The following is a 24,955-nucleotide window of genomic DNA, read 5'->3' on the forward strand; positions in this document are numbered from 1 at the left end:
CTCCTTTATTAGTGTTTATTCTGTGTATTACCCCAGAATGCACTCCCTGCCTTCGAATAATCATTCATAATCATCACAGGTACCATTTCAAATTTCTTATCCTGTAAAGATAAAATCTCACAGGCTGTTAATCGCTTATTTCCATCCACACACTCATAATAGTCATCGTGAGCGTTAACTTGTACCGCAATCGCAACGCCACGCTTTGCGATGGAGTCAATCAAAGTTTCAGATTCAATATGCATGAAATGAATCTTTGAAATATGAACTTTCTTGTTTATCATAAATCCCTCTAATCGCCCTTAATTCTATCATACTGCTAGATGAAAATATACAATCGTACCAATACGAAAAAAAGCCCTAACATCGTTAGGGCCTAGTCAATATAAATCAATGAAGATAATGGAATAAAGGAATTCTCTGATAAGAACTCACTGGCTGTCATGATATGGTTTTTCTTTCCATAAATAGCGTTATAGAAATGAACTCTACCATCCTTACATACTTCATATGCTACATAGTGTGCGTTATGTCGATGAATATATAACAAGATTCCTGACTTACTAGCGCACATCTTCTTGATGATCTTCGCATTAGTCCCAGCACTGATATGTACATTTAAACCCTGCTTTTTCAGCCAGAAATAAAGAGAAATCTTCTCTTGTCCCAACAAATTACCAATAAATGTAAAACGTTTTAAGCCAGCTAGCACATCCTTCATCAATATGGTTTTTCCGTTAAGTTTTAATAAGTTGTATGCCGCAATCCAACCACAACCCTTATCTCTTGTATTAAACCAGCCAAATGGAATACTCTCCATCTTTCCTTGGTTGATGATATAACCACGTTCATCAAACACGCTATTTTCTAACTGTAGACGATACGCTTCTACATCATAGATAAAACCATTCTTCTCACATCTGACTGCGTTTGCTCGATACGCATGAACGAGCTGTTCATCATTTGTATGAAATATAATACGTACACAATGATAACAACGAATATAAGATTCAATTAATGTTGCGATTAAATCAACTGCATCTTGTGTAGATATCTTTTCCGTTAATGCAAAAGAAGAATCCACAACACCATCATGATGAAAATGTCTTTCAATACCAACAATCTTTTCATCATGGCATAACAGATGATTAACTGAAAGTTGTACACCAAGGCCAACTAATTGCCCTTGATACTCTCTAAAATATGCATCGCTATCTGTATTATCGATACAGACTTGTAATGAAATCATTTTTAATACTCTTTCCAATCCCCTCTGAGTTTAATATGATCAATCGCCTTCTTTAATAATGCACGATCAGAAGGATATGTAATGATTGCATGTGCCTCAACGCATGTTAGCCAACGTACATCTGATACTTCAGATAACTGCGGTTCTTCATGTCCACCAATCGGTTGTGCTAAAAAGAAAATAACATCCTTTAGAGTATCCTCTTTTGGGGAATATGTATTAATAACTCTAAAACCATCTTCAAAAGAAACCTTCACTCCAGTCTCTTCTAAGATTTCACGATAAGCTGTTTGTTGCTCACTCTCACCATCTTCTACATGTCCTTTGGGAAATGTCCAATGTCCCAATGTTTGATGTATTAACAAAAATTGAATGACACCTTCTTTTTTGCGGTATACGATTGCACCGCATGATTTTTCCTTTTTCATACACTACCTCCGCAAAAGATAGTATATATGTTTTTTTATCATTTGTGAAACAATTCTCTACAAACGCTTTCATTTTTTATACTTATAGTAAAGATTGTATGCATGTTTCTACTGAATGCATGTCATCTGTAGGTTCAAAACGTTTCACTACATTACCATTACGATCAATCACAAACTTTGTAAAGTTCCACTTAATATCAGGGTTATTCTTATAGTTAGCATCTTTCAGTTTGCACATTGCACGCATGGCAAGTCCCTTTACACTATTTCCAAAGCCTTTAAAACCCTGTTCATTCTTTAAAAATTCAAATAGAGGTAATGCATGTTCACCATTGACATCGCTCTTTTTGAATTGATCAAACTGTGTATTGTACTTTAATGTACAGAACTCATGTACCTCTTCATCAGTACCTGGTGTTTGGTCCGCAAACTGATTACATGGTACATCTATAATCTCTAATCCCTGTTCATGGTATTTCTCATACATATCTTCTAGGTCTTTGTACTGCGGTGTAAATCCACAGCCAGTAGCTGTATTGACTACAATTACTACCTTACCTTCATAATTACGCATTGATACTTCGCTACCACTTCTGTCTGTTAAAGAATAATCGTAAAATGTCATATATTTAATCTCCTATATTTATTACAATTATATTTTATACAATATTTATATTTTGTCAATTGGAGATACTTTCATATCTCCAATTTGATTACTTCTGTTGTAATTTGGCGAATGTTTCTTCCGCATCATCGAGTATTTTAGCAAACTTCTCTAGAGCGATATCGATTGGTTCTGGTGTTGTTAAATCAACACCTGCATGCTTCAATTCATCAATTGGATAAGCTGAGCTACCCATGGATAAGAATTCAAGATACTTTCGAACTCTATCTTGACCGCCATGTAAAATACCTTCCGATAACGCAACTGCTGTACTATATCCTGTTGCATATACATATACATAGAACGGTCTATAGAAATGTGGAATTCTTGCCCATTCATACTGTACTTCATCATCAATCACTAAATCTTCACCAAAATATTTCTTTACAAGGCTTAGATATAACTGATTTAAGAATTCAGGTGTTAAGGATTCACCACGTTCTGAAGCGGCGTGTGCCTCTTTTTCAAATTCCGCAAACATTGTCTGACGGTAGATTGTACCTTTGAAACCTTCCATGTATTGGTTTAGTAAAGCCATACGTTGTGCAGGATCTGTTTCCTTCTGTAACAACTGTTCAATTAGCAAGTTTTCATTTACTGTAGAGGCAACTTCCGCTACGAACATTGTGTAGTTAGCATAATGTACTGGCTGTGTATGGTTTGTACGATAGCTATGCATAGAATGTCCCATCTCATGTGCTAATGTAGATACACTATCGAGTGTACCTGTATAGTTACATAAGATATATGGATTGGATGTATAGGTACCTGAAGAGTACGCTCCACCACGTTTCCCTTTGTTTGGATAGACATCTACCCAACGGTTCTCTAAACCTGCTTTTACAACATCTGTATATTCTGTACCAAGAGGCTTAACAGCTTCTAGAACCATTTCCTTAGCTTCTTCATAGGAGTAATCCTTTGCGCTGCCCTTTAAAAGAGGTGCGTATACATCATAATAATGTAGTTCATCTAGACCTAACATCTTCTTGCGTAGTTTTACGTAACGATACATCGTTGGTAAGTGTTTATGTACAGTTTCAACTAAGTTATCATATACGCTAACTGGAATATTATCAGAGAACATCGCTGCTTGACGTGAAGATTGGTGATGTCTTACCTTCGCATCAATAGAAGCAGCTTTTACTGTTGTACTATAAGTAGATGCGAATGTATTAATATGTTGTTTATAACCCTTGTATAAAGATTGGAAAGAATTCTTACGAAGCTCACGGTCATCGCTACCTTGCAAAAGAATATAACTAGAGCCATTTACTGCATGATCATTACCTTCTGCATCCTTGATTGTATCAAATACCATATCCGCATCCATTAACGCTTCACTCGTTCTTCCTGGTGCAGAGAACACCTCGCCAAAGGCAGATAATAGTTTTTCTTCTGCAGCACTTAACGTATGTGCCTTATTACGTACAAGATTTTCTAATAAGAATGCAAAATCCTTTAAGGATGGATCTGCAATAAATCCCTTTAAGACTTCTTCATCATTTCCAAGAATCTCCGGTTGTGCAAATGAAGTAGCACTTACCACTTCAACATATTTTCCATACGCCTTGGAATACATACCCTGAGCATCGGTCGCTCTTGTATCTTCGCTATGACGCAACATTGCATATGTAAATACATTCTTTATCGCCTTATCTAATTCATCTGATACCTTAAAATACGCAAGTAAACTTTCAGTATTGTTTAACTTACCTTGAAAAGATGCAGCTTCTGAAATCAAAGCATCAAGCTTTGTGAGTGCTTCATTCCAAGCCTCATCATTTTCGAATAATGTTGAAAGGTCCCATTTGTATTGTTGTTCAATTTGATTACGTTCTTTTAATTCAGTCATAATATCACCTCAGTTTCTGTATTATATCATTAATGTTGGATACATTTTGCATATTTGATTGATTAATTCTTTTGGCATTGACCTTGCGCCACGAATATTGGTAAGACCATATTTAGAAACATACTTCTTTGTTAATTGATGATCATCAAAGAAATGAATCATTTGAAGACAGATATATGTTTCTTCATCACATCGTTTTCCTGATTTATCGTAGAATATAATATCCTTTTCAATGACTCTACAAAGATACCTAAGCTCTCCATATGGCATACCATAGTAGATAAATACATAATCATTAATCTGATAATTTAACTTCTGTTTCCAATACATCAACTCACTTTGTGCAAATGCGTTATCAATATCATAAACCGAAGGATTTGCTGGTATCACCCAATGATGATTGAGCGATAATTTCTTAGTCACCAAACTTCTACTCTTTAACAAAAGTTCTTTCAATGTTTCATCTTCAATCGTGCCATCCAATATTGCAGTTACCCAGTGCTTCTTATTCATATGATATGCAGGATAGAAACCTGGTAACTGTAGATAATCACTTACTTTAGATGGTTCAACCTTGATATTCATTGCATCGATATAACTTTCATCGCAACCTTTATCCAGCTTATGCTTATCAATTGAAAACATCAGCACATACATCTTGTCACTATCACTAGGTTTGTATGCCGTAAATTCATTATCTGTTGTTCGATTCCCATTATGTGATTTTGTAAATGGATGATTTGCGATATCATGCAATTCAGTTATCATCCATTCATGCATGGTATTCGCTTGAATGCTAGAATACATTACTTTATCAAAACAATTTTTTGCGATATCTTCCAAACAAGAAAGATATGCAGTTTTAACTTTTGTCGCAAAATCACCCTTTTTGCCTACGGTATGCACTGCTATATATTCTTCATTTGTTAAATCATCCAGTACTCTTCCACTGACACTGTTTTCTTCCACTGTGATAATCGCATACATCCCAGTATCTTCTAACTTCGTTTGATAACGATATATATCATCTTGTTTCTGAAATCCATATTGTATTAAGTACTGTTCATTTGGTCGTAAACGACGAAATAATTCATCTTCTAAACGCATTATTTTTTCTCCATAAATAGTATAACAATTTCATAATTTATCCGCAAAAGAGGACACAAATTTGGTATACTCTTCGTTGGAGGAAAATCAGTTATGAAAAAACAAGCTTTTGATTCAGAATTATATTTAAATCTACAACGCGATAAAATCTTAAACCGTATCAGTCAATTTAGCGGTAAATTATACATGGAATTCGGTGGTAAGATGTTTGAAGATTATCACGCTGCTCGTGTCTTACCAGGTTATAATCCTAATAACAAGGTAAAGCTTCTTACAGAATTACGTGACCAAGTAGAAATCTTGATCTGTATCAATGCGAATAACATTGAACACTCCAAAGCACGCGGTGACTCTGGTGTCTCTTATGACCAAGAGGTTTTCCGTCTCTTAGACGCTTTCCGTGATTTAGAAATTTTTGTTGGTTCTGTTGTTATCACACAATATGAACACCAGCCTGCAGCTGATAACTTCCGTCATCAACTCAGCAAGAATGGAATCACTTCCTATATCCACTATCCAATCAAGGGATATCCAACAGATATCGATTATATTGTTTCTCCAGAAGGTCTTGGAAAAAACGAGTATGTTAAGACATCTCGTAACTTAATTGTCGTTACTGCACCAGGACCAGGTTCTGGAAAACTAGCAACATGTATCTCTCAGCTTTATCATGATCAACTTCATGGCGTAAAATCCGGTTATGCAAAGTTCGAAACTTTTCCAGTATGGAATCTTCCTCTACACCATCCTGTTAACCTTGCTTATGAAGCTGCGACAGCCGACCTCAATGACGTCAATATGATTGACCCATTCCATCTAGAGGCATATAACCAAACAGCTGTAAACTATAACCGTGATATTGAAGTATTCCCGGTATTAAATCGTACGATTGAACGTATTCTTACGAAATCTCCATACGCTTCCCCTACGGATATGGGCGTAAATATGGTAGGTTTCTGTATCACTGATATGGATGCGGCAAACGAAGCAGCGAAAGAAGAAATTATCCGTCGATACTATCAAGCTCTTGTTGATTTTAAGGAAGAAAAGATTCCTGCTTCCGCAGTTAAAAAGATTGAATTATTAATGAATGATTGTGCCATTTCCCCATCTGACCGTAAGGTGGCTATCATCGCAAGAGAAAAAGCTGAAAAGACAGGTGCACCTGCACTTGCGTTAGAATTACCAAACGGTGAAATCGTAACTGGTAAGACATCATCTCTATTTGGTCCATCAGCAGCAGTGATCATCAACGCTATCAAGAAACTAAGTGGTATTTCAAAACCTACGCACTTGATTGAGCCTGAATACGTTAAACCAATTCAAAACCTCAAAATCAATCACTTAGGTAACCACAATCCACGCTTGCATTCAGATGAATTATTGATTGCTCTTGCGATTACCGCAATGACAAACAAGGATGCTGATCTTGCGATGAAACAACTTGGTAATCTAAAAGGCAGTGAAGCTCACTCCACTGTTATCTTACCTGAAGAAGATAAGAACGTATTACGTAAACTTGGTATCAATGTCACATTTGATCCAGTTCATCAACATAAAAAGCTATACCACAAGAAATAACAAACCAGACAAAACAAGAGTTTCGGCTCTTGTTTTCATTTACCAAAATGTTATGATTTTTGAAGAACGGAGTATTTATGACAGTTTATCAACTTTTATATTATTTTGCGATATATGCCTTTCTAGGTTGGATATTAGAAGTTGCCTTCCATGGCGCCATCGTCGGAAAAGTTATTAACCGTGGATTCTTAAATGGACCATTTTGTCCAATCTATGGTGTCGGTATGATTGCGATGATCTATTTACTGACCACCGTAACGCATACAGAGATTCAACACATTCACTTCCTCATTATCTTTAATGTCGGTAGTATTGTCTGTACACTAATTGAATACTTTGGCGGATGGATTTTAGACCAAATCTTCCATGCACGTTGGTGGGATTATCGTGATATGCCATTTAACATTAACGGCTATGTTTGTTTGATTTTCTCTCTTGCATGGGGTATTGGTTGCGTTGTAGCGATTGGCTTTATTCATCCTATGATTATCGACTTTGTCAATTGGATTCCAAAGCAAATTGGTTGGTGGATCTTAGGTATTACCTATTTTGGTCTTACAATGGATATGATAATCTCCGTATCCGTAATGATTGGATTAAATGAAAAACTTGCACAGATTGATAAACTGCAAAAATCACTACGTATTGTCAGTGATGAACTGACAGAGCGTATTGGTGGCGGCGCTATGGAAACTGCCCAAAAAGTCAGCGAAGCAGGTGTACAAGCTAGAATTGCAGGTTCAGAACTTAAAGAGAATATCGTTAATGTAAAAGATACTGCAGTACAGTTTAAAGATAATCAAGTCGCAGAATTACAACAAAAAATCAATAGTTTGAAAGAAACCCTTACTTCCGATAAATTTAATTTAACAAAACGTTTAATTGATGCTTTCCCTAGTCTTGATTCTCATTCCTATCATGATACTTTGGAAGATATCAAACGTATTATCACTTCACGAACAAAACGCAAGTAGTCCATATGACTACTTTTTTCATAGAAAAAGGAACTTTACGAAAAGTTCCTAATCAATGACAGTAATATTTCTTTTTTGAATACTGCGTTTAAGCCAACTTCCCTGAAAGTAATAAATCACAAAGATTGAACTTGTAACTACCCATGTAATTGGGAAAATACGCAAGGATTCATAGACTGTAGACGATGGTACAAATAAGATATATACAATACGAAGCACACCAATTCCCATCATCGTAATAATCATAGGATAAATAACATCACCACAAGCACGCGTAGCTGCTACATAAATCTCTAGGAACACAAATACAGGCCAGAACACACATAACTGACGTATCATTTGTACACAAATATCAATAACCTCTGCATCTTGCGTAAACAAGCCACAAATATAATCCCCATGGAAATATAACAATGCTGTAATCAGAAGCGAACCAACCGTATAGATACCAATCGCATTCCATACGCCTTGCTTCATACGCTTGATTTTACCAGCACCAAAGTTTTGCCCAATAAACGTTAATGTTGCAGTGCCTAGTGCACCAGAATAATTCCAAAATAGCGCATCAATCTTACCGAAAGCAGTATACGCAGCTACTGTATTTGTTCCGTAACCATTTACAGTTGCCTGAATAAAGAGATTAGCGAAACTATATAATGCGCCTTGAATTCCATTTGGTAAACCAATCATCAAAATTTGCCTTAGAATATGCATATTGCAATGTAAATTGCGAATATCAAAGTAATATGCACTATCTTCTGCCGATAAGATATATAGTGTTAATACACCACTAACAACCTGCGATAAAACTGTCGCAATCGCTACCCCTGCAACATCCCAATGGAAGAACACAACGAATACTACATCTAATACAATGTTTGTAATACATGCGGCCACCAAGAAATATAGTGGTCTTTTTGAATCACCAACTGCACGTAAGATACCAGCACCCGTATTATAAATCATCGTAGGAATCATACCTAGCATGTAGATACGCATATATAATACCGAATAATCCATAATATCCGCAGGAACATTCAACATGTTCATCGCCCATGGCGTAAAGATAATGCCAATAACCGTAAAAATAGCACCAATATATACACTAGAACTCATCGCAGTTTGTACTGCCTTCTTTACAGAAGAATAATTATTACTACCATACGCTTGCGCAATCACGACTGTCGCACCACTCGACAAACCTACAATTAAATTTACAAGTAATCCGATTACAACACCAGTTGATCCACCTACTGCGGCAAGTGCTTCCTTACCAACATAATTACCAACGACCATCGCATCAGCAGTATTGTAAAGCTGTTGAAAGATAGAACCGAACATAATCGGAATAAAAAACAATAAAATTTCTTTCCAAATAACACCATTCAACATGTCAGTTTGTCTTTGTTTAAACATCCTCAGTTCTCCTTTCGCAATGTAGAAAAGTATATCAGAAAATATAGAAAAAGTGATGAACAAATATCTCATTCATCACAAAATATTGAAATTTATAACGCACTCTACAGAAATAGTGAGTTATTTCAAGCCTACTGGTTCTTCTCCATGTAGCTTTCCTTCTAAGAAATGCTTACGACAAAGGGCAATATACTCATCATTTGCACCTAGTAATACCTGTGTCCCGACACGCACAATACCATGTTCATTATAGCGTGCATTACAAGTTGCTTTTTTACCACACCAACATACAGTCTTTACTTCATGTAGTTCATCCGCAATCGCAAGTAAACGCTCACTACCTTCAAATAAATTTAGCTGAAAATCCGAACGCAAACCATAACATAATACTGGAACTTTTAAATAATCTACGATATGTGCTAAGAAGTCGATTTGTTCACGCTTTGCGAATTGAATCTCATCTACGATAATTGCATCATAAGTACGAAGCTCTTCTTCGCTCATAGCGCAAACATCCGATAATAGAACACATTCCCTTTCCAAACCAATACGAGACCAAATGACATTTTTCCCATCACGTGTGTCAATATTTGTTTTCGCAAGTATGGTCTTCTGACCACGTTCACGATAGTTATAATCTGCCATTAAAGCATTCGCTGTCTTAGAGCTTCCCATCGCTCCGTAATAAAAATATAATTTTGCCATACCTTCTTGTCTCCTATGAATGTGTCAATTGTTCTTCAATCTCTTGATTGATAAATGTGATACGTCCAAATAATTCTCTTGCGGACATGCGCTTTGCACCATGCGCAAAGATAGCATTTTGAATCAAACTATCAGAACTTACGACCGTTAAATCATACTCTTTCTGATGATCTGCCACAAAGCGTTCAATATACGCATCTGCCGTTAAATTACTAGATGTATATACTACTTCCATATCCTTACGTGAATATATTGTACCAAGATTATCTTTGACTTTATAGCCATCAAATACAACGATCATCTTTTCTTTTGTGAAAGCTTGATAGTTGAATAAAATATCCAATAACTTCTCGCGTGAGATTTCCAGTTCATCATCCTTGTATTCTTTAAAAATATCCCAACTAAATATCATGTTATATCCATCTACGATTAAACAAGGTGGTAAGTGTTTCATTACTTTTGGTTTTTCTTCTTTCGGCTTCTTTTTGACAGGATTATGTTGTTTATTAAAATTACGATTATTTGAAGTCGATCGATCAAAGATACGCTTTAATTCATCCTCTTCAATTCGATACGTACGATGTTGTGTCGAAACTGATTCAACCGTTTCTTGCGCGATATCCATGTATTCATCCGCTTTATCCCAAGTTACTGTGAAGCCACTACCATTTGCACAGAATACCGATGATGAAGGATTACGCATATCCATCTCTGGATCATAGCCAATTTGTGCCACAATCTCATCTGTATCTTGGCATACATCATAACCATCAGGCTGAAAAGAAAATCTCCCCTGACCTTTACTATAGGCACTTACTTCATTTTGATAGTGTGCAAGTAATCGAATACAACCTCTACCAACAATTACACTACGGCCATCTTTACTATCTTGTATTTCAAACTGCGTCTTCTTGCTTTCTAAATCAAATAATGCTTTTGATAAGGAATCACTAGGAACCGTTAATTCAAAAGACACATACGGTTCTAGTAAGATGGAAGATGTCTTCATCAGTGCTTGACGTACTGCACGTGTTGCAGCCTGTCGAAAATCTCCACCTTCAGTATGTTTTAAATGACCCTTTCCTGCAATTAAAGTAATCTTGACATCCGTTAGTTCACTCCCAGTCAAAACACCGCGATGTTTCTTGGTACGTAACGCACTCAGAATCGTATTTTGCCAGTTAAAAGAAAGTTGATCCGAACCAGTTTCATTGGCAATCACAATTCCCTTCCCGCTTTCAAGAGGGTCTAATCTTACCTGTACTTCTGCATAATGGCGCAATGGTTCAAAGTGACCTGCACCCTTTACAGTTTCTCTAATCGTTTCACGATAAAGAATTCTGCCAGTACTAAAGCCTACCGAAATCCCACAGCGATCAAAGATTCTCTTCTGTAAGACTTCCATCTGCATCTCACCCATGATATGTATATCAATCTGTCCTGTCTCACTTTGGATATCCATTTCAAGTGCTGGATCTTCTTCGCTGATTTCACGACACGTCGTCGTAAGCGCAAGTAAATCTGTACCCTTTGGATAAACTAAACGGTAATCCATATATGCACTTAAGATAGGTTGTATCTGTTTTTCTTCAAATCCTAGACCATCTCCTGCTTCAACGTGTTCTAATCCCTTTAACGCTACAACCATACCAGGATACGCTTCATCAAGCATACTAAACTTCGTACCGTGATATAGACGAATCTGATCAACCTTTTCATCTTCATCCAGTTTTTGTTTGGCACATAAAATACCACCCGTGATCTTTACATGAGTTAAACGTGTATGATTCTCAGCCATGGTAATCTTATACACTCTAGCACCAAATTCCTCAGGATAACTTCTATCAACTGAAAATTGTAAAATTCCATCTAACAATAAATCAATACCTTGCACCTTTAGTGCAGAACCAAAGAATACTGGAAAGAAACTGCGATGATAGAATCCCTCTACAATTTCCTCAGATGTTAAGAAACCCTTGTTTTCAAATTGTTCTAAAAGCACATCACTGGAGAAGCATATCTCCTCCATCTTATCTTCATTTAACCAATTAATTGCGTTATTAGATAACTTTGTATGAATGTCTTCGAGTAACTTTTCTTTACTAAGATAGCTAATATCCATCTTATTTACAAACATCATAGTAGGTACGTGATAATACTCTAAACATTTCCATATCGTTTCACTATGTGCCTGTACACCATCTTGTCCATTAATCAATACAATTGCCATATCTAAAACTGACAAGGTTCTCTCCATCTCTGAAGAAAAATCCGCATGTCCTGGTGTATCAATGATATATACTTCGATATCTTTATAAACAAAATGCGCCTCTTTAGAATAGATCGTAATCCCACGATTTCTCTCTTGTTCATCAAAATCAAAAAAAGAATCACGATGGTCCACTCTTCCTAATGAACCAATCGCACCCGTTTGATATAAAATACTCTCTATTAATGTCGTCTTCCCCGCATCAACATGCGCTAAGATACCAATTACTGTTCGTTTTGTTTGACTCATGTATGTATTATACCAGTTTGAAATACGCATAGAAAACCTAATCTGCAGGAATTCACTTTTTCAAGTATAATGATAAAAAATGGAGGTACATTATGAACCACTATGATAATCTATTAAACCTCAGTTGCGATACTACCATCACAACTGAAAAAGACGGCTATTATACATTCAAAGAAACAGTATTCTATGGCGAAAAAGGTGGTATGCCTGGTGATAAAGGAACCATCAATGGCCAAGAAGTTATCGATTTAAAATGGGAAGATGATATCCTCTACCACAAAGTTAGCGGTACGTTACAAAACCCTATCCATATGGAAGTCGATAAAGAAACACGTATCATTAATACGACTGTACAAAGTGCATATCATCTACTAGATGGATATTATGGAAAGATGGGTCTTTATATCGTTGCGATTGGTGTTACTTCACCAGAAAATCAATGGTATGAAGTTAACAGTAAAGATCTAGATGAAAAACACCTACAAGAGGTACAAGAGTTTATGAATGATACACTCTTACAAGATATTCCAGCAGAATTTACATACTACAAAGGAAGTGAATATCCAAACCCTAAATACGCAAATCATGATGAAGTACGCGTTGTTACATTCGGTGATATCGACTCCCAACCATGTGGTACACCCCACGTAAATAATGTAAATCAAATTGGTAGTTTTATTATCCTAGGTAGCGAAAAAACATCACGTGGTACACGCATCTATACAACCGTTAGTTGGGCCACAAACATTAAATTAAAGAAATACTATAATCTAATTCAAGAATTGCATAAAATGCTAAATGGAAAAGAAGATGACATTCTAGAAAATGTCCAGACTTTACGCAATGCAAATAAAACCTATAAAAAACAAGTTGAAGAACTTCAAAAAGAACTAACAGCCTATAAAGTAAAAGAGATTCTTCAAATGGAAGATACCGTACTAGTAGATGTTGTGGACGCGAGTCTATTACGTACCGTATCACAAGCTCTACTAAATGAAGTATCTTCCACAAAAATCCTGCTGACTACTTCTAATGATAACAATGATTTCGCTATCATTTCCCCAGAAGGAAAAGCAAGAAATATCTACGCAGCTATCCAAGAATCATTAGAAGCTAGTGGTGGTGGCTCACCTAAGATTGTCACTGCACGCTCATCTAAGCCAAAACAAGAAGTCATTGAACTATTACAAAAAACTATATAACCCAAAAAAAGAGAAGTCACACCCATAACTTCTCTTTTACATTTACTTATTTAATGACTCGACAATCGCATCAGCTAATTTTTCGATTTCAGCTAAACTATCTTCCTTTACAGCAGACTTCACAGTAACCTTAGGTTCTAGAATCACCGTATTCTTCCAAGTAGAAATTTGTTTTTCCATAAGAAGTTTCGCGGTTGGAACCCATGAACCATTTTCAATTAACCCAACCGTACGATTCGCAAGACTATGATTCTTAATCTCTGATAATAAGTGCTGTATGGTATCAAATACTTCTGCATTATAAGAAGCTGCCGCAAATACAAGTGTAGAGTATTGGAACGCTGTCGATAACATGATTGATAAATCCGTCTTGGATGTATCAAATACTTTCACATTCTTAACACCCTTTTCCGCCAGCTGCATCGCGAGGATATCTGCTGCGTTAGCTGTATTGTTATAGACAGAACCGTAGAATATCGCAACCGAGTTTACTTCATAGCTATAAGAAGTCCACTTTTCATAAAGACTGATAATTTTATCAAAATCCTTACGCCAAATATGCGCATGTAAAGGACAGATCATTTTGATCTCTAGATTGCTAACTTTCTTTAATACTGCAGATGCCTGCATGCCATACTTACCAACGATAGAAGTATAATAACGTCTACTTTCATCCTTCCAGTCATGTTCCCAATCAACTTCATCCGCAAATACATTACCGCTCATTGCTCCAAAGCTACCAAATACATCTGCGCTAAATAATATCTTCGCAGTTTCATCATATGTCATAATGACTTCAGGCCAATGTACCATTGGTGCAGTTATAAACTTCAAATTATGCTCACCAAGATTTAATGTGTCATTTTCCTTTACAACGATGGAACGACTATCTGTTTCAAAACGATAGAACTGGTTCATCATTTTGAATGCTTGCATGGAACCAATTAATTTCATATTTGGATACATCTGTACAAGCTGCGGAATGATTGCACAGTGATCAGGCTCCATATGATTAACAATCATATAATCTAATGTTCTGCCTTGCAAAGCAAACTCCAAGTTTTCAAAGAACTGCTGGGCAACATTGTAATCAATACCATCCACAAGACATGTCTTCTCATCTAAAATCAAATAGTTGTTATAAGACATTCCTGATGGAACACTATATGTATTCTCAAACTTTTCAAGGCGTCGATCTGAGGCACCTAACCAATAAATATCATCTTGAATCTTTCTAACGTTATACATAATTTTACTCTCCCGTCCATTAGTATATATCTATTACGAATAAATTTAAAATAATACTATCTCATAAAAAAGGTACAGATATATCTGCACCTTACTTACTTCGTACGAAATCCCGCAATACCAAATGCACCAGGTCCACCATGAGTGGTAATAACACCACCACATTGTGACCAACGTACCTTTTCAATTCCTTTGGTATGAAGATATTCTTCTACTTCCGGTTTCAGTGCTTCATCAAAGCCAACCGTAGTACAGCACCACACTTCATCATTAGCAATCGCATTATTTACGAGGAAGTCATCCATCATTTTAAAAATCACACGATTCATCTTGCCACGATAATTCTTACCAGCGACTAGACGTCCATCCTTTGCTTCAATGCATGGATGTAATAGTAATACACCTGCTAATAAAGCCTTCGCATTACTGACTCTTCCACCAGCGACCAAGAAAGCTAACGTCTTAGGAATAAATGACATATGACCTCTAGCAATCAAATCATTGGCAGCACTTACCGCTTCCTCAATACCCCATTCAGGGTGTTCGCGTAATAATTCAGCCATACGCACTAATACTTGACCCTGTCCAATTGAATAAAGCTTTGTATCAATTGCCGTAATATAATCACGGTTTTCCATTGCAATCTGTGCACAACCGTAAGCACAAGTTGTTACCGAAGAATATGCTAGATACAAGATATGTGCTTCAGGATGCTCTTCGTGAATACGATCAAAGATATAATCAAAATCCACAATAGTAGAACCACTCGTCTTTGGAATCTTTAAGTTCTTCTCAAAATAATCAATGATATTTGATGCTGGGAAAGTACCATCATCTTTTGTCTCACCATCAAAAGTGACATGCATTGGAACGATATAGATACCTTCTTTTTCGGCTATTTCCTTTGGAATATCCGCACCTGATTCAGCTACTAGTACAACCTTCATTAAGCTGTTCTCCTTTATTTATCATCTATATCATACCAAATAATATTCGTAGATTGTATTTATATGAAATCATTTAGTTATTTTTCATCGTAGATTTTGCGTCACTTAACATTGATTCTAGACGTTTTAATTCGTCCTCAAGCATTTGTTTCCCTGCATCTGTGATAAGATACCACTTCTTACGATTTTCTTCTCTAGTCTTTTCAATAATTTCGTTATCCTCAAACTTTTGCAACATCGCATACAAAGTACCTGGTCCAATGGAAACTCTACCATTTGAGATTACACTTACCATAGCCATGATATCAATACCACATACTTCTTTCTGCAAGCATAGGAGAATATAGAACATCGGTTCTGTTAATGTTTGAAACTGTGCACGTGCCATATCATTTCACTATCTTTCTGATAACTGTATCTATCTGTTGTTGAGTTAACTCTTGTGAATACCTAAGTTCAATCAACTCATTTTCACAATCAACAACATACACATAGTCATCAAATTCCTTATAAACAATCGCTGATTTTTGTTTCCAAAGTTCGTTGATATCTGTTGCCTTCATACCTGAAGATAAGTATAAATATTGCTTATGAATCAACCAAGGAGAAGATGAATGATAAATCGTATACGATAGAACTTCTTGTGCTGCATCTCCTTGTGCAATTACGTACTTTGTCCAATCCACAAATAGACCTTTTTGTTCTGTATAAGCTCCATGCGTAATCCCTTTACTATCTACATCAATGTCAACAAGTTGTAATGGAAAATCATCTGTTGATGCTGCCTTAAGATTAGCCTGCTTCTGTCCATACAACACCAGCATGATTACATAGAATATAAACATCGTAATTCCCATAATCGCCATATAACCAGATGAACCATATTTCCTACAAAAGAATTTTTGTAAGCAGAAAAACGCACAATACACAACAACGCCAATCAATGGACTTATCAAAAGGCCACAATAAGATTTTAAAAATAGAGTAGAAATAACAATCGTAAATACGAAATAAAATAATGAACTTGGTTGAAAATACATTTGTTTTTTATTTGGATTCTCTAAATATAATTCACCTGTACTTTCATATTTACTACGTAATAATTGATATATTTTCTTATCGTGAAAGTACAGAAAAAATGGTGAAAATATGAAAAGAAACCAACCGAGTTCAATTGTAAGATTTCTGTATTCCAGAAGTTCAAAAATATTAGGATTAAGTAAAACCGAATTAATAATATAAATAGCGGACAAAGGTAATACTATTCGAGCAAATTTTAAATCATCTTTCCTTACCGCAAACGCATTCTCAAGTTTTTCTTCTTTTGTTGCGATATCTACAGCATCTTCTTTCACTTTATAGAAAATAATCCAGCGTTGATAGGCGTCAATATATTGCCATCCAGCCTCTTTACAATAACCCAAAAAGTCCTCCGAATTCGGATTTAATCCTTGATCTTCCTCTTGTTGTTCGTTAAAGACATACGCATCATATGTAATATCTCTTGGTTCTCCTTTTTCGAATTTTAAACCAAACCCAAATCCTTTAAAATGGTATCCCTGTAATGACATTTCATGAAGATAACTAGCGAATGCATCTGATTCAAAATAATTATAATAGACAAACTTATGAATCATATTTCCTCCTATAATATCGAGTCTCGATATTCATCTATCTAAAATATAATATCGAGTATCGATACTGTCAAGTAAAATAAAATCACCTCTAAGCAGAGATGATTTCATCTAATGTAATATCATGTGATTCAACATCTATTTGATCAACTTCTTGTTCCTGAAACGCAACACCTATTCTATTTCTACAATTCATTAGAACTGAGTCATAGTACCCTTTCCCGTATCCTGTACGATGATTCTTTAAATCGTAGCTACTTAATGGAACAATCATCATTTCTATCTTTTGAACTGGAATCATTTCCGTTACATTTGGTTCTAATAAGCCAAATGGTGCTGGTACTAAGTCATGATTAGATTTAATTTGATAAAATTGCAAAGTATTCTCCACTACTTTTGGAACACATACTGTAATATTATTCGCAAAACAATACTTAAGAATTTCCGATGTGATTAATTCATCTTTGATAGAAACATAACATCCTATTAACATGCCTGCATGTATCCTTGAAATCACTTCTCGACATACAGTATGACTTTTCTTGTTACGTTCTTGCGAAGACAATAAAGCACGTGCTTGTAATCCTTTCGCACGTGCAATCTTTTTATCCAACGGAGCCACTCATATCCAGTTTCATTAACTGGTTCAATTCTACAGCATATTCCATCGGTAATTCTCTCGTAAACGGCTCTAGGAATCCCATGACAATCATTTCTGTTGCTTGTTCTTCACTTAAACCACGTGACATCAAATAGAATAATTGGTCTTCAGAAATCTTGGAAACCTTCGCTTCATGTTCGATAGTAGAAGAATTATTCATATTTGAGTTTGTAGGAATCGTATCACTCTTAGAAATATTATCTAAAATTAAGGTATCACATTCAATGTGTGCCTTTGAATTTCTCGCAGCTGGCGTAAAGTGTACTTCATCACGGAAATTAGTTACACCGCCATTACGTGATACTGACTTAGAAATAATGGAGGAGCGCGTATTAGGAGCTGCATGAATCATCTTAGAACCAGTATCTTGGAACTGCCCCTTTGAACCTACACCAATTGAGATACAAAGACCAGTTGCACCTTCTCCCGCAAGAATGCAAGATGGATACTTCATAGAAATTCTAGAACCGATATTGCCATCAATCCATTCCATCGTTCCACCTGCATCAACTCTTGCACGCTTTGTTACCAAGTTTAGGATATTACCTGACCAGTTCTGTACAGAATAATAACGACACTTCGCATTCTTACCAACATATACTTCAACAACTGCCGCATGGAGAGAATCCTTAGAGTACTGTGGTGCTGTACAGCCTTCTACATAGGAACATTCAGCCCCATCATCAACGATAATGATTGTTCTTTCAAATTGTCCCATGGATTCAGAGTTAATACGGAAGTAAGACTGTAACGGTTTCTCTAATTTAACACCCTTAGGAACGTAGATAAAACTGCCACCAGACCATACTGCACTATTGAGTGCAGAAAGTTTATTATCACCAGCACTTACAATCTTACCAAAATATTGTTTAAAAAGTTCTGGCTGTTCTCTTAAAGCAGAGTCAATATCCAAGAAAATAACACCTTTTTCTTCGACTTCCTTTAACATGTTATGATAGACAGCTTCTGATTCGTATTGAGTTGTAACACCCGCTAAAAACTTGCGTTCTGCTTCCGGAATACCTAACTTTTCAAATGTATTTTTTACTTCTTCAGGAACTTCTTCCCAACTCTTTTCTGTTTCTTGGGAGACTTTACGATAGTAAGTAAAATCCTGGAAGTCAATTTCACTTAAATCTGGTCCCCATTTAGGCATAGGCTTCTTCATGAAGATATGATATGCATCTACACGTTTTTGTGTCATCCATTCAGGTTCATGCTTATATGCTGAGATTTGTCTTACAACTTCTTCAGAAATGCCCTTACCTGTATCGATGATGGACTTCACATCATCATGGAAACCATACTTATAATCATCTTGGGAAGAAAGAACTGCTTCATCTTCAGAGGTCAACTTAATCTGTTCGCTCATTTCTTACCCTCACTTTCATCAATCATCTGTTCAATCGCATCCCAACCAATAGTTGCACATTTAATGCGATTGGCTTGTTTATATACATTCTTCAACGCAACTGCTTCTTGTAAAAGTTCTGGATCATATGGTTGCTCGTGAATCATCGCAAAATAATTCTGAATAATTACACGCGCCTCATCCAATGTTTTTCCCTTTAACAAGTCAGTCATCATCGAAGTACTCGCTGTTGAAATTGTACAAGCAACACCTTCAAAGCGAATATCCTGTATTACACCATCCTTGATATCAGACTGCACTGTAATATCATCAATACAGCTATCTGAAGCCATATGTACAGATAAGTAACGATCGTCTTTTACCAATTTATGATTATGTGGATATTGATAATGATCCATAATCAATTCACGTAATATCTGCGGATCATTAATAAAATTTTCTACTTCACTCATTGTTTGTACTCCTTTAGAAGAAGATGCCAACTGCATTTTCTAAACTGATGTTCTTTGCAACTTCAATAAAACGATCCACTTCTTCTTTTGTATTGTAAAAATATAACGATGCACGAATTGTCTGGTCTGTGCCAATTACTTCATGTAGAACCTTGGCACAATGATTACCAGAGCGTACCGCAATGTGACTAGCACCAAGATAGCCAGCCGCATCCTGTGCAAATACACCCTTCGCATTAAATGTGATAGGTCCAGAAGTATTATTAGGATTATAGAACTCAATATTATCCAATTTTTTTAATTTTTCCGCAAAGTATGCACGAAGTTCCTTTTCATATGCACTGATATTTTCCATACCAATAGACATAAGATACTCCGCAGCTGCACCTAATCCAATAACGCCTTCAATATTTGGGGTACCTGCTTCAAACTTGATAGGCGCATTCTTCAGAATCACATCAGCATCTGAAGTAAAGCGTGCATTCATGCCACCACCAAGCAATAACGGTTCCATACGATCTAGTAATTCAAACTTACCGTAAAGAACACCTACTCCATCCGGTCCACACATCTTGTGCGATGAAAAACCTAAGAAATCGACATCAAGTGCCTTAACATCGATTGGATGATGAGGAACACTTTGGGCTCCATCCACAACCATCAATGCGCCAACTTCATGTGCTAAAGTTGTCATCTGCTGAATTGGTTGTAATGCACCCATTACGTTGGTAACGTGTGCAAGTGTAACAACCTTTACCTGAGAATTTAATAACTTTTTATATTCATCCATGATAACCACACCATGGTTATCAACTGGAATATATTGAATTTCTATACCCAATTCTTTTTCTAAACGAAACCAAGGTAAAAGATTGCTAGCATGTTCATTGAGCGTTGTTAAAACAATATCACCCTTCTTTAGCCAGCCCTTACCTAGTCCATACGCTATCTGATTCAATGTAGCAGTAATATTCGCTGTAAACGCCACTTCGCAAGGCTCGCAGTTGATAAATCTAGCAATAATCTTACGCGTATTGTCATATGCACGATCAGCTTGAATTGCTGTTTCATAATCACCACGTTCAACATTTGAAGTGAAGTTGCAATAGAAATTACAGATAGCATCGATTACAGCTTTCGGTTTGTATGTTGTCGCACCATTGTCAAAATAAATTAACTCAGGATGATTTACAATCATCGGAAAATCTTGACGAATCTTTTCTACATCAATCATAAGTTTGCTAACTTCGCCTCCATTTCTGCGCGGAGCTCTTGCTGGAGTGTTTCATCACTTAAAAATTGAGTGATCGGATACATATAACCAGAACTAATCAAAGACGTACATTGGCGTTGATCTAGACCACGCGATTGTAAATAGTATAGCTGTTCACGGTCAATTCTACCAATCGTTAAAGCATGGCTAGCCTGTACATCATTTTCATCAATCAATAACTCAGGAATAACTGTAGAACTTTGTCCATCATCAAAACACATCACGCGTGACTTCTGATGGCTTTCTGAGCGAGAAGCACCCTTAACAATCTTACCTATCGCATCGATATATAATTTACCGCCATTTAGTACAACTGCGAAATTATCGATATTCGCTAATGTACGTTGGGCAAAATTTACGATATTCTGCTTGTAGTTTTTATCAGATGCGACTAGTGACGAAGACACAAGATGACCATACGCACCTGGTTCTCTTAGAGCCATATATGTATTACGCTTCACTGGATATGGGTTCACTTCACAATGAGCAACTTCGACATTTGCATTGCGTAACACTTCATGTGTCTCATCAATCTCAATCATATGCTCATTGTCATTCCAGAACAGATATTTAACTTGTGCATTAGCGTAAGCAAATGTACGAATACGTAATTTACCGCAGTTTTTGATACGTACAAACACTTCATATTCGCCCGCATCTGCACTGAAAGTTAATTCAATATCACGCTCAGTATCAATTTCAAATTGACTAAAAGAATCATGTAATTGAATATCTGTATCGACATGAATCATTTCCATTACTTTTTAGCCTCTGCTTCTGCGGCATTACGAACAGCACAACTACCAATTGTACTAGCTGGACGATGAGCAGCCTTCTTTTCGCGAGGTGCTTCAATACCATATTCAGCGTAAATCCAATCATAGCCGTCTGTATCAATCTTACGAGCTAACTGACCATCTCCTTCAAGTACCACTTTTCCATCTACAAGTACGTGTGTATATTGAGGTTCAATTAATTCGAAGAAACGATCATAGTGAGAAACAATCATTAATGACATACCCGTTTCAGCACGTAGATTGTTAATAGCATTTGCAACAATATGCATTGCATCTACGTCTAAACCTGAGTCGATTTCATCTAACATCGCAAGAGATGGACGTAACATCTCCATCTGTACAATTTCATTTCTCTTCTTTTCACCACCAGAGAAGCCTTCATTTAAGAAGCGGTGGGCTAGATCTTCTTTCATCTGTAAATCTTGGATTGTCTTTTCCATAGATTTAATAAATGTAAATAATGGAACCGGAGACTCACGACGAACGTTCATCGCAGCACGTAAAAAATCACTGTTAGTAACACCTGGAATCTCTTGCGGATATTGCATCGCTAAGAATAAACCAGCAACACTTCTCTCATTTACAGGCATTGCTAATACATTTTTTCCATCATATGTAATAGAACCTTTTGTTACGGTATATACAGGATTACCCATAATCGCCGCAAGTAATGTTGATTTACCATTACCATTTGGTCCCATTAAGGCGTGTACCTCATTTTCTCCAATTGTAAGGTTTACACCCTTTAAAATTTCTTTATCTTCTACTGATACGTGAAGATCTCTAATCTCTAAAGTTTTCACACAATCACCTTCATTCCGCTACCTATTGTAACATTATCTTATAAATTCTTGGGGTTACACTATCTCATTTGTGAAATTTTTTTATTTTGTGATTCTTCACACAAACTTCAGTTTACAGAAATTGCAATTAAGCAACATTTACACTATAATTAAAAAGCGTTTTTAAGTATAAAACTTTAGGAGGTATTATGAGCAAATTCTTGAAAAAGAACTGGTTTGTAATGTTAGTGGTAGCAGTCTTCCTCGCTATCAGTGTGTATTACATTTACGATACAAACAAAGGAAAATTAAAAGGTAAACAAACAAACGGAGAAGATGTCGTTTATTCTATCGATGATAACGATACAACTGCTTCTGAATTCTACGAAACACTATTTAGAACAAATGGTTCAAGTGCTGAATTAACATTGTTCAAACGTGCAATCGCAGACGCTAGTATTTCTACAACAAATGAAATTAAAGACGCAGCTGCCAAGCAAGCTGAATCCATTATCGCTAACTACAAGAACTCATATGGCAATAACTATGAAGCTAAGTTACTCAGCGATATGTCATCAACTGGTTATACAGATTTAGAAGAATACTTAATTCAACAACAAAAAGTAAATCAGTTAACAGCTGAATACGCAAAGCAGCATTTCGATGAATTAAAGATTCGTCAAGTATCTTATATCTTGATTAAGTTTACAGATAGAAACAACCCTACTGCCGAACCTACAGAAGATGAAGCAGCTAGAATGAAAGCTGTTGATGATGAATTAGCAGCTGGTGATGATTTCGCTACAGTCGCTTCCAAGCATAGTGAAGATACATCAACATCTGTTAACGGCGGTGTATTAGGTGTTATCGATAAGAACACATCTACATTGGATGCTGCATTCTTAGAAGCATCCCTCGCCCTCAACGAAGGTGAAGTAAGTAAGTGGGTACGTTCTTCTAACTTCGGTTATTTCAAGATTATTGCGAATGCTACAACACAAGCTAAGCTTGAAGAAGTTGCTGGAGATAATCCTTACTTAACATTAGTTCAAAACTACGATACAACTCTTTCAAATCAGGCACTATGGTCAAAAGCTGAAGAATTAGGTATTGATTTCAAGGGTAATGATGAACTTGAAAGTTCAATTAAGAAAGCTATGGGAATTAAGACAGAAAGTGAGGAAACAAAATAATGACAAAGTTTAAAAAACTTACTGCCGTTGTTTGTGCTGCTATCCTCTTATCTGGATTAACTGGATGTAGTGATGCAGTAGCAAAATTAAAAGATAGTAATGAAGTAATCTTCTCCATTGGCAAGAAGAATATTACAAAGGGTGATGTATTCACATTAATGAAGCAGAACGCCGGTGCTACTACTGCTGTCAATGAAGCAAGTAAAGCAATCGCTGTAGCAGAAATTGAAGTTACAGATAAGATGCAAAAAGAAGCAGAACAAAGCCTTGCAAACTATAAGTCTATGTATGGTGATACATTTGCTTCCTATATGAAAAATAACAACTTGGATGAAGAATCATATCTGAAGGAATACCTTATCCCTTCTCTTCAGGCTAAGGAACTAACAAAGAAATATATCGATGAGAACTTCGACTCTCTAGTAGATACATACAAGCCAGTAAAGGCTACAGTATTAACCTTTACTGCCCAAGCAGATGCTGATGCAGCGTTAGCTGACTTAAAAGGTGGTAACACTGATTTTGCTGCAGTATCTACAGCACACAACGGAACAGGTACTCCTGTATCACAGATTTACACAACTGAATCATCCGACTTAGATGCATTAGTACGTACTATCATCACCTCAAATAAACCAAGCGATCCTTGGACAGAGTCACCTGCTAGTGATGGTGCGAAATTCTATGTTATCAAGGTTGATGAAAACGATGCTTCAAAGATAAAGGATGATGTGGATACAGCACTACAGAAGATTAATCAGGTTTCTGCAGATGCATCAACATACTTCTTCAAGAAGCACAACTTCCACATCTATGATAAGACTATCTACGACTCCGTTAAGGACAAGTATCCAGATATTCTAGTACAAGATATGAAATAAAAGTCGCAAAATCATG

At 36.3% G+C, this 24,955-nt stretch carries 24 protein-coding genes; 5 read left to right on the forward strand and 19 right to left on the reverse strand.

Annotated elements, in window-relative coordinates; translation table 11 throughout:
* Positions 1–8 precede the first annotated feature (8 nt).
* The 6 genes from RWM19_RS04770 to RWM19_RS04795 all read right to left on the reverse strand — a co-directional run bounded on the left by RWM19_RS04770 (position 9) and on the right by RWM19_RS04795 (position 5,303).
* Positions 9–284, reverse strand: a complete 276-nt coding sequence (locus tag RWM19_RS04770) for a ParB N-terminal domain-containing protein (RefSeq protein WP_313984299.1) — start codon at positions 282–284, stop codon at positions 9–11.
* Between the two features lie 92 nt (positions 285–376).
* Positions 377–1,249, reverse strand: a complete 873-nt coding sequence (locus tag RWM19_RS04775) for a hypothetical protein (protein WP_313984302.1) — start codon at positions 1,247–1,249, stop codon at positions 377–379.
* Between the two features lie 2 nt (positions 1,250–1,251).
* Positions 1,252–1,677 carry an NUDIX domain-containing protein gene (locus RWM19_RS04780; RefSeq protein ID WP_313984305.1) on the reverse strand — a complete coding sequence of 142 codons (426 nt, stop codon included), beginning with the start codon at positions 1,675–1,677 and terminating at the stop codon, positions 1,252–1,254.
* 82 nt (positions 1,678–1,759) lie between these two features.
* Positions 1,760–2,302, reverse strand: a complete 543-nt coding sequence (locus RWM19_RS04785) for a glutathione peroxidase (RefSeq protein ID WP_313984308.1) — start codon at positions 2,300–2,302, stop codon at positions 1,760–1,762.
* Positions 2,303–2,390: 88 nt separating this feature from the next.
* Entirely contained in the window at positions 2,391–4,196 is a 1,806-nt protein-coding gene (gene pepF, locus RWM19_RS04790) for an oligoendopeptidase F (protein ID WP_313984311.1), read from the reverse strand.
* Between the two features lie 21 nt (positions 4,197–4,217).
* The gene (locus RWM19_RS04795; RefSeq protein ID WP_294023181.1) at positions 4,218–5,303 is read right to left on the reverse strand and encodes an MmcQ/YjbR family DNA-binding protein; all 1,086 of its coding nucleotides are present in this window, start codon (positions 5,301–5,303) and stop codon (positions 4,218–4,220) included.
* Between the two features lie 93 nt (positions 5,304–5,396).
* On the opposite strand from RWM19_RS04795, the gene RWM19_RS04800 reads away from it, so the two are divergent.
* Positions 5,397–6,884, forward strand: coding sequence for a DUF1846 domain-containing protein (locus RWM19_RS04800; protein WP_313984315.1), 1,488 nt, complete (start codon positions 5,397–5,399; stop codon positions 6,882–6,884).
* Between the two features lie 77 nt (positions 6,885–6,961).
* Positions 6,962–7,858: a putative ABC transporter permease gene (locus RWM19_RS04805; protein ID WP_313984318.1), complete on the forward strand. Its 897-nt coding sequence runs from the start codon at positions 6,962–6,964 to the stop codon at positions 7,856–7,858.
* A gap of 48 nt (positions 7,859–7,906) precedes the next feature.
* On the opposite strand, the gene RWM19_RS04810 is transcribed toward RWM19_RS04805, so the two are convergent.
* The 3 genes from RWM19_RS04810 to RWM19_RS04820 all read right to left on the reverse strand — a co-directional run bounded on the left by RWM19_RS04810 (position 7,907) and on the right by RWM19_RS04820 (position 12,527).
* Positions 7,907–9,274, reverse strand: a complete 1,368-nt coding sequence (locus tag RWM19_RS04810) for an MATE family efflux transporter (RefSeq protein WP_313984321.1) — start codon at positions 9,272–9,274, stop codon at positions 7,907–7,909.
* 120 nt (positions 9,275–9,394) lie between these two features.
* A complete protein-coding gene (locus RWM19_RS04815; protein ID WP_313984324.1) occupies positions 9,395–9,979 on the reverse strand; it encodes a thymidine kinase in 585 nt (194 codons plus the stop codon).
* A gap of 13 nt (positions 9,980–9,992) precedes the next feature.
* A complete protein-coding gene (locus RWM19_RS04820) occupies positions 9,993–12,527 on the reverse strand; it encodes a TetM/TetW/TetO/TetS family tetracycline resistance ribosomal protection protein (RefSeq protein WP_313984327.1) in 2,535 nt (844 codons plus the stop codon).
* A 62-nt stretch (positions 12,528–12,589) separates the two neighbouring features.
* Here RWM19_RS04820 and RWM19_RS04825 point away from each other — a divergent pair, with 62 nt between their 5' ends.
* On the forward strand, positions 12,590–13,699 hold the full coding sequence (locus RWM19_RS04825; RefSeq protein ID WP_313984330.1) for a hypothetical protein: 1,110 nt from the start codon (positions 12,590–12,592) through the stop codon (positions 13,697–13,699).
* A 42-nt stretch (positions 13,700–13,741) separates the two neighbouring features.
* Here the strand turns inward: RWM19_RS04825 and RWM19_RS04830 are convergent, their stop codons facing one another.
* The 10 genes from RWM19_RS04830 to sufC all read right to left on the reverse strand — a co-directional run bounded on the left by RWM19_RS04830 (position 13,742) and on the right by sufC (position 22,886).
* Complete coding sequence (locus RWM19_RS04830) at positions 13,742–14,947, reverse strand: FprA family A-type flavoprotein (protein ID WP_313984333.1); 1,206 nt, start codon at positions 14,945–14,947, stop codon at positions 13,742–13,744.
* 95 nt (positions 14,948–15,042) lie between these two features.
* Positions 15,043–15,894, reverse strand: a complete 852-nt coding sequence (locus RWM19_RS04835; protein ID WP_313984336.1) for a DegV family protein — start codon at positions 15,892–15,894, stop codon at positions 15,043–15,045.
* Between the two features lie 73 nt (positions 15,895–15,967).
* Positions 15,968–16,282 carry a PadR family transcriptional regulator gene (locus RWM19_RS04840; RefSeq protein ID WP_313984339.1) on the reverse strand — a complete coding sequence of 105 codons (315 nt, stop codon included), beginning with the start codon at positions 16,280–16,282 and terminating at the stop codon, positions 15,968–15,970.
* 1 nt (position 16,283) lies between these two features.
* The gene (locus RWM19_RS04845) at positions 16,284–17,531 is read right to left on the reverse strand and encodes a DUF2812 domain-containing protein (RefSeq protein ID WP_313984342.1); all 1,248 of its coding nucleotides are present in this window, start codon (positions 17,529–17,531) and stop codon (positions 16,284–16,286) included.
* A gap of 88 nt (positions 17,532–17,619) precedes the next feature.
* Positions 17,620–18,141, reverse strand: a complete 522-nt coding sequence (locus tag RWM19_RS04850) for a 5-formyltetrahydrofolate cyclo-ligase (protein WP_313984345.1) — start codon at positions 18,139–18,141, stop codon at positions 17,620–17,622.
* The gene (gene sufB, locus RWM19_RS04855) at positions 18,134–19,561 is read right to left on the reverse strand and encodes a Fe-S cluster assembly protein SufB (RefSeq protein WP_313984348.1); all 1,428 of its coding nucleotides are present in this window, start codon (positions 19,559–19,561) and stop codon (positions 18,134–18,136) included. Before sufB ends, RWM19_RS04850 begins: the two co-directional genes overlap by 8 nt.
* Positions 19,558–20,013: a Fe-S cluster assembly sulfur transfer protein SufU gene (sufU, locus tag RWM19_RS04860; protein WP_294021672.1), complete on the reverse strand. Its 456-nt coding sequence runs from the start codon at positions 20,011–20,013 to the stop codon at positions 19,558–19,560. The genes sufB and sufU overlap by 4 nt, the downstream gene beginning before the upstream one ends.
* A gap of 13 nt (positions 20,014–20,026) precedes the next feature.
* Positions 20,027–21,247, reverse strand: a complete 1,221-nt coding sequence (locus tag RWM19_RS04865) for a cysteine desulfurase (protein WP_313984352.1) — start codon at positions 21,245–21,247, stop codon at positions 20,027–20,029.
* Positions 21,244–22,044 (reverse strand): SufD family Fe-S cluster assembly protein, encoded by an 801-nt coding sequence (locus RWM19_RS04870; RefSeq protein ID WP_294026599.1) that lies wholly within the window; start codon positions 22,042–22,044, stop codon positions 21,244–21,246. Before RWM19_RS04870 ends, RWM19_RS04865 begins: the two co-directional genes overlap by 4 nt.
* On the reverse strand, positions 22,044–22,886 hold the full coding sequence (gene sufC / locus RWM19_RS04875; protein ID WP_313984356.1) for a Fe-S cluster assembly ATPase SufC: 843 nt from the start codon (positions 22,884–22,886) through the stop codon (positions 22,044–22,046). Before sufC ends, RWM19_RS04870 begins: the two co-directional genes overlap by 1 nt.
* A gap of 188 nt (positions 22,887–23,074) precedes the next feature.
* Here sufC and RWM19_RS04880 point away from each other — a divergent pair, with 188 nt between their 5' ends.
* Together RWM19_RS04880 and RWM19_RS04885 are read left to right on the forward strand one after the other, a co-directional pair.
* A complete protein-coding gene (locus tag RWM19_RS04880; protein WP_313984359.1) occupies positions 23,075–24,058 on the forward strand; it encodes a peptidylprolyl isomerase in 984 nt (327 codons plus the stop codon).
* A complete protein-coding gene (locus tag RWM19_RS04885; RefSeq protein WP_313984362.1) occupies positions 24,058–24,939 on the forward strand; it encodes a peptidyl-prolyl cis-trans isomerase in 882 nt (293 codons plus the stop codon). The genes RWM19_RS04880 and RWM19_RS04885 overlap by 1 nt, the downstream gene beginning before the upstream one ends.
* Positions 24,940–24,955: the final 16 nt, after the last annotated feature.

The organism is uncultured Solobacterium sp. (assembly GCF_963517755.1).
GTDB lineage: Bacteria > Bacillota_I > Bacilli_A > Erysipelotrichales > Erysipelotrichaceae > Bulleidia.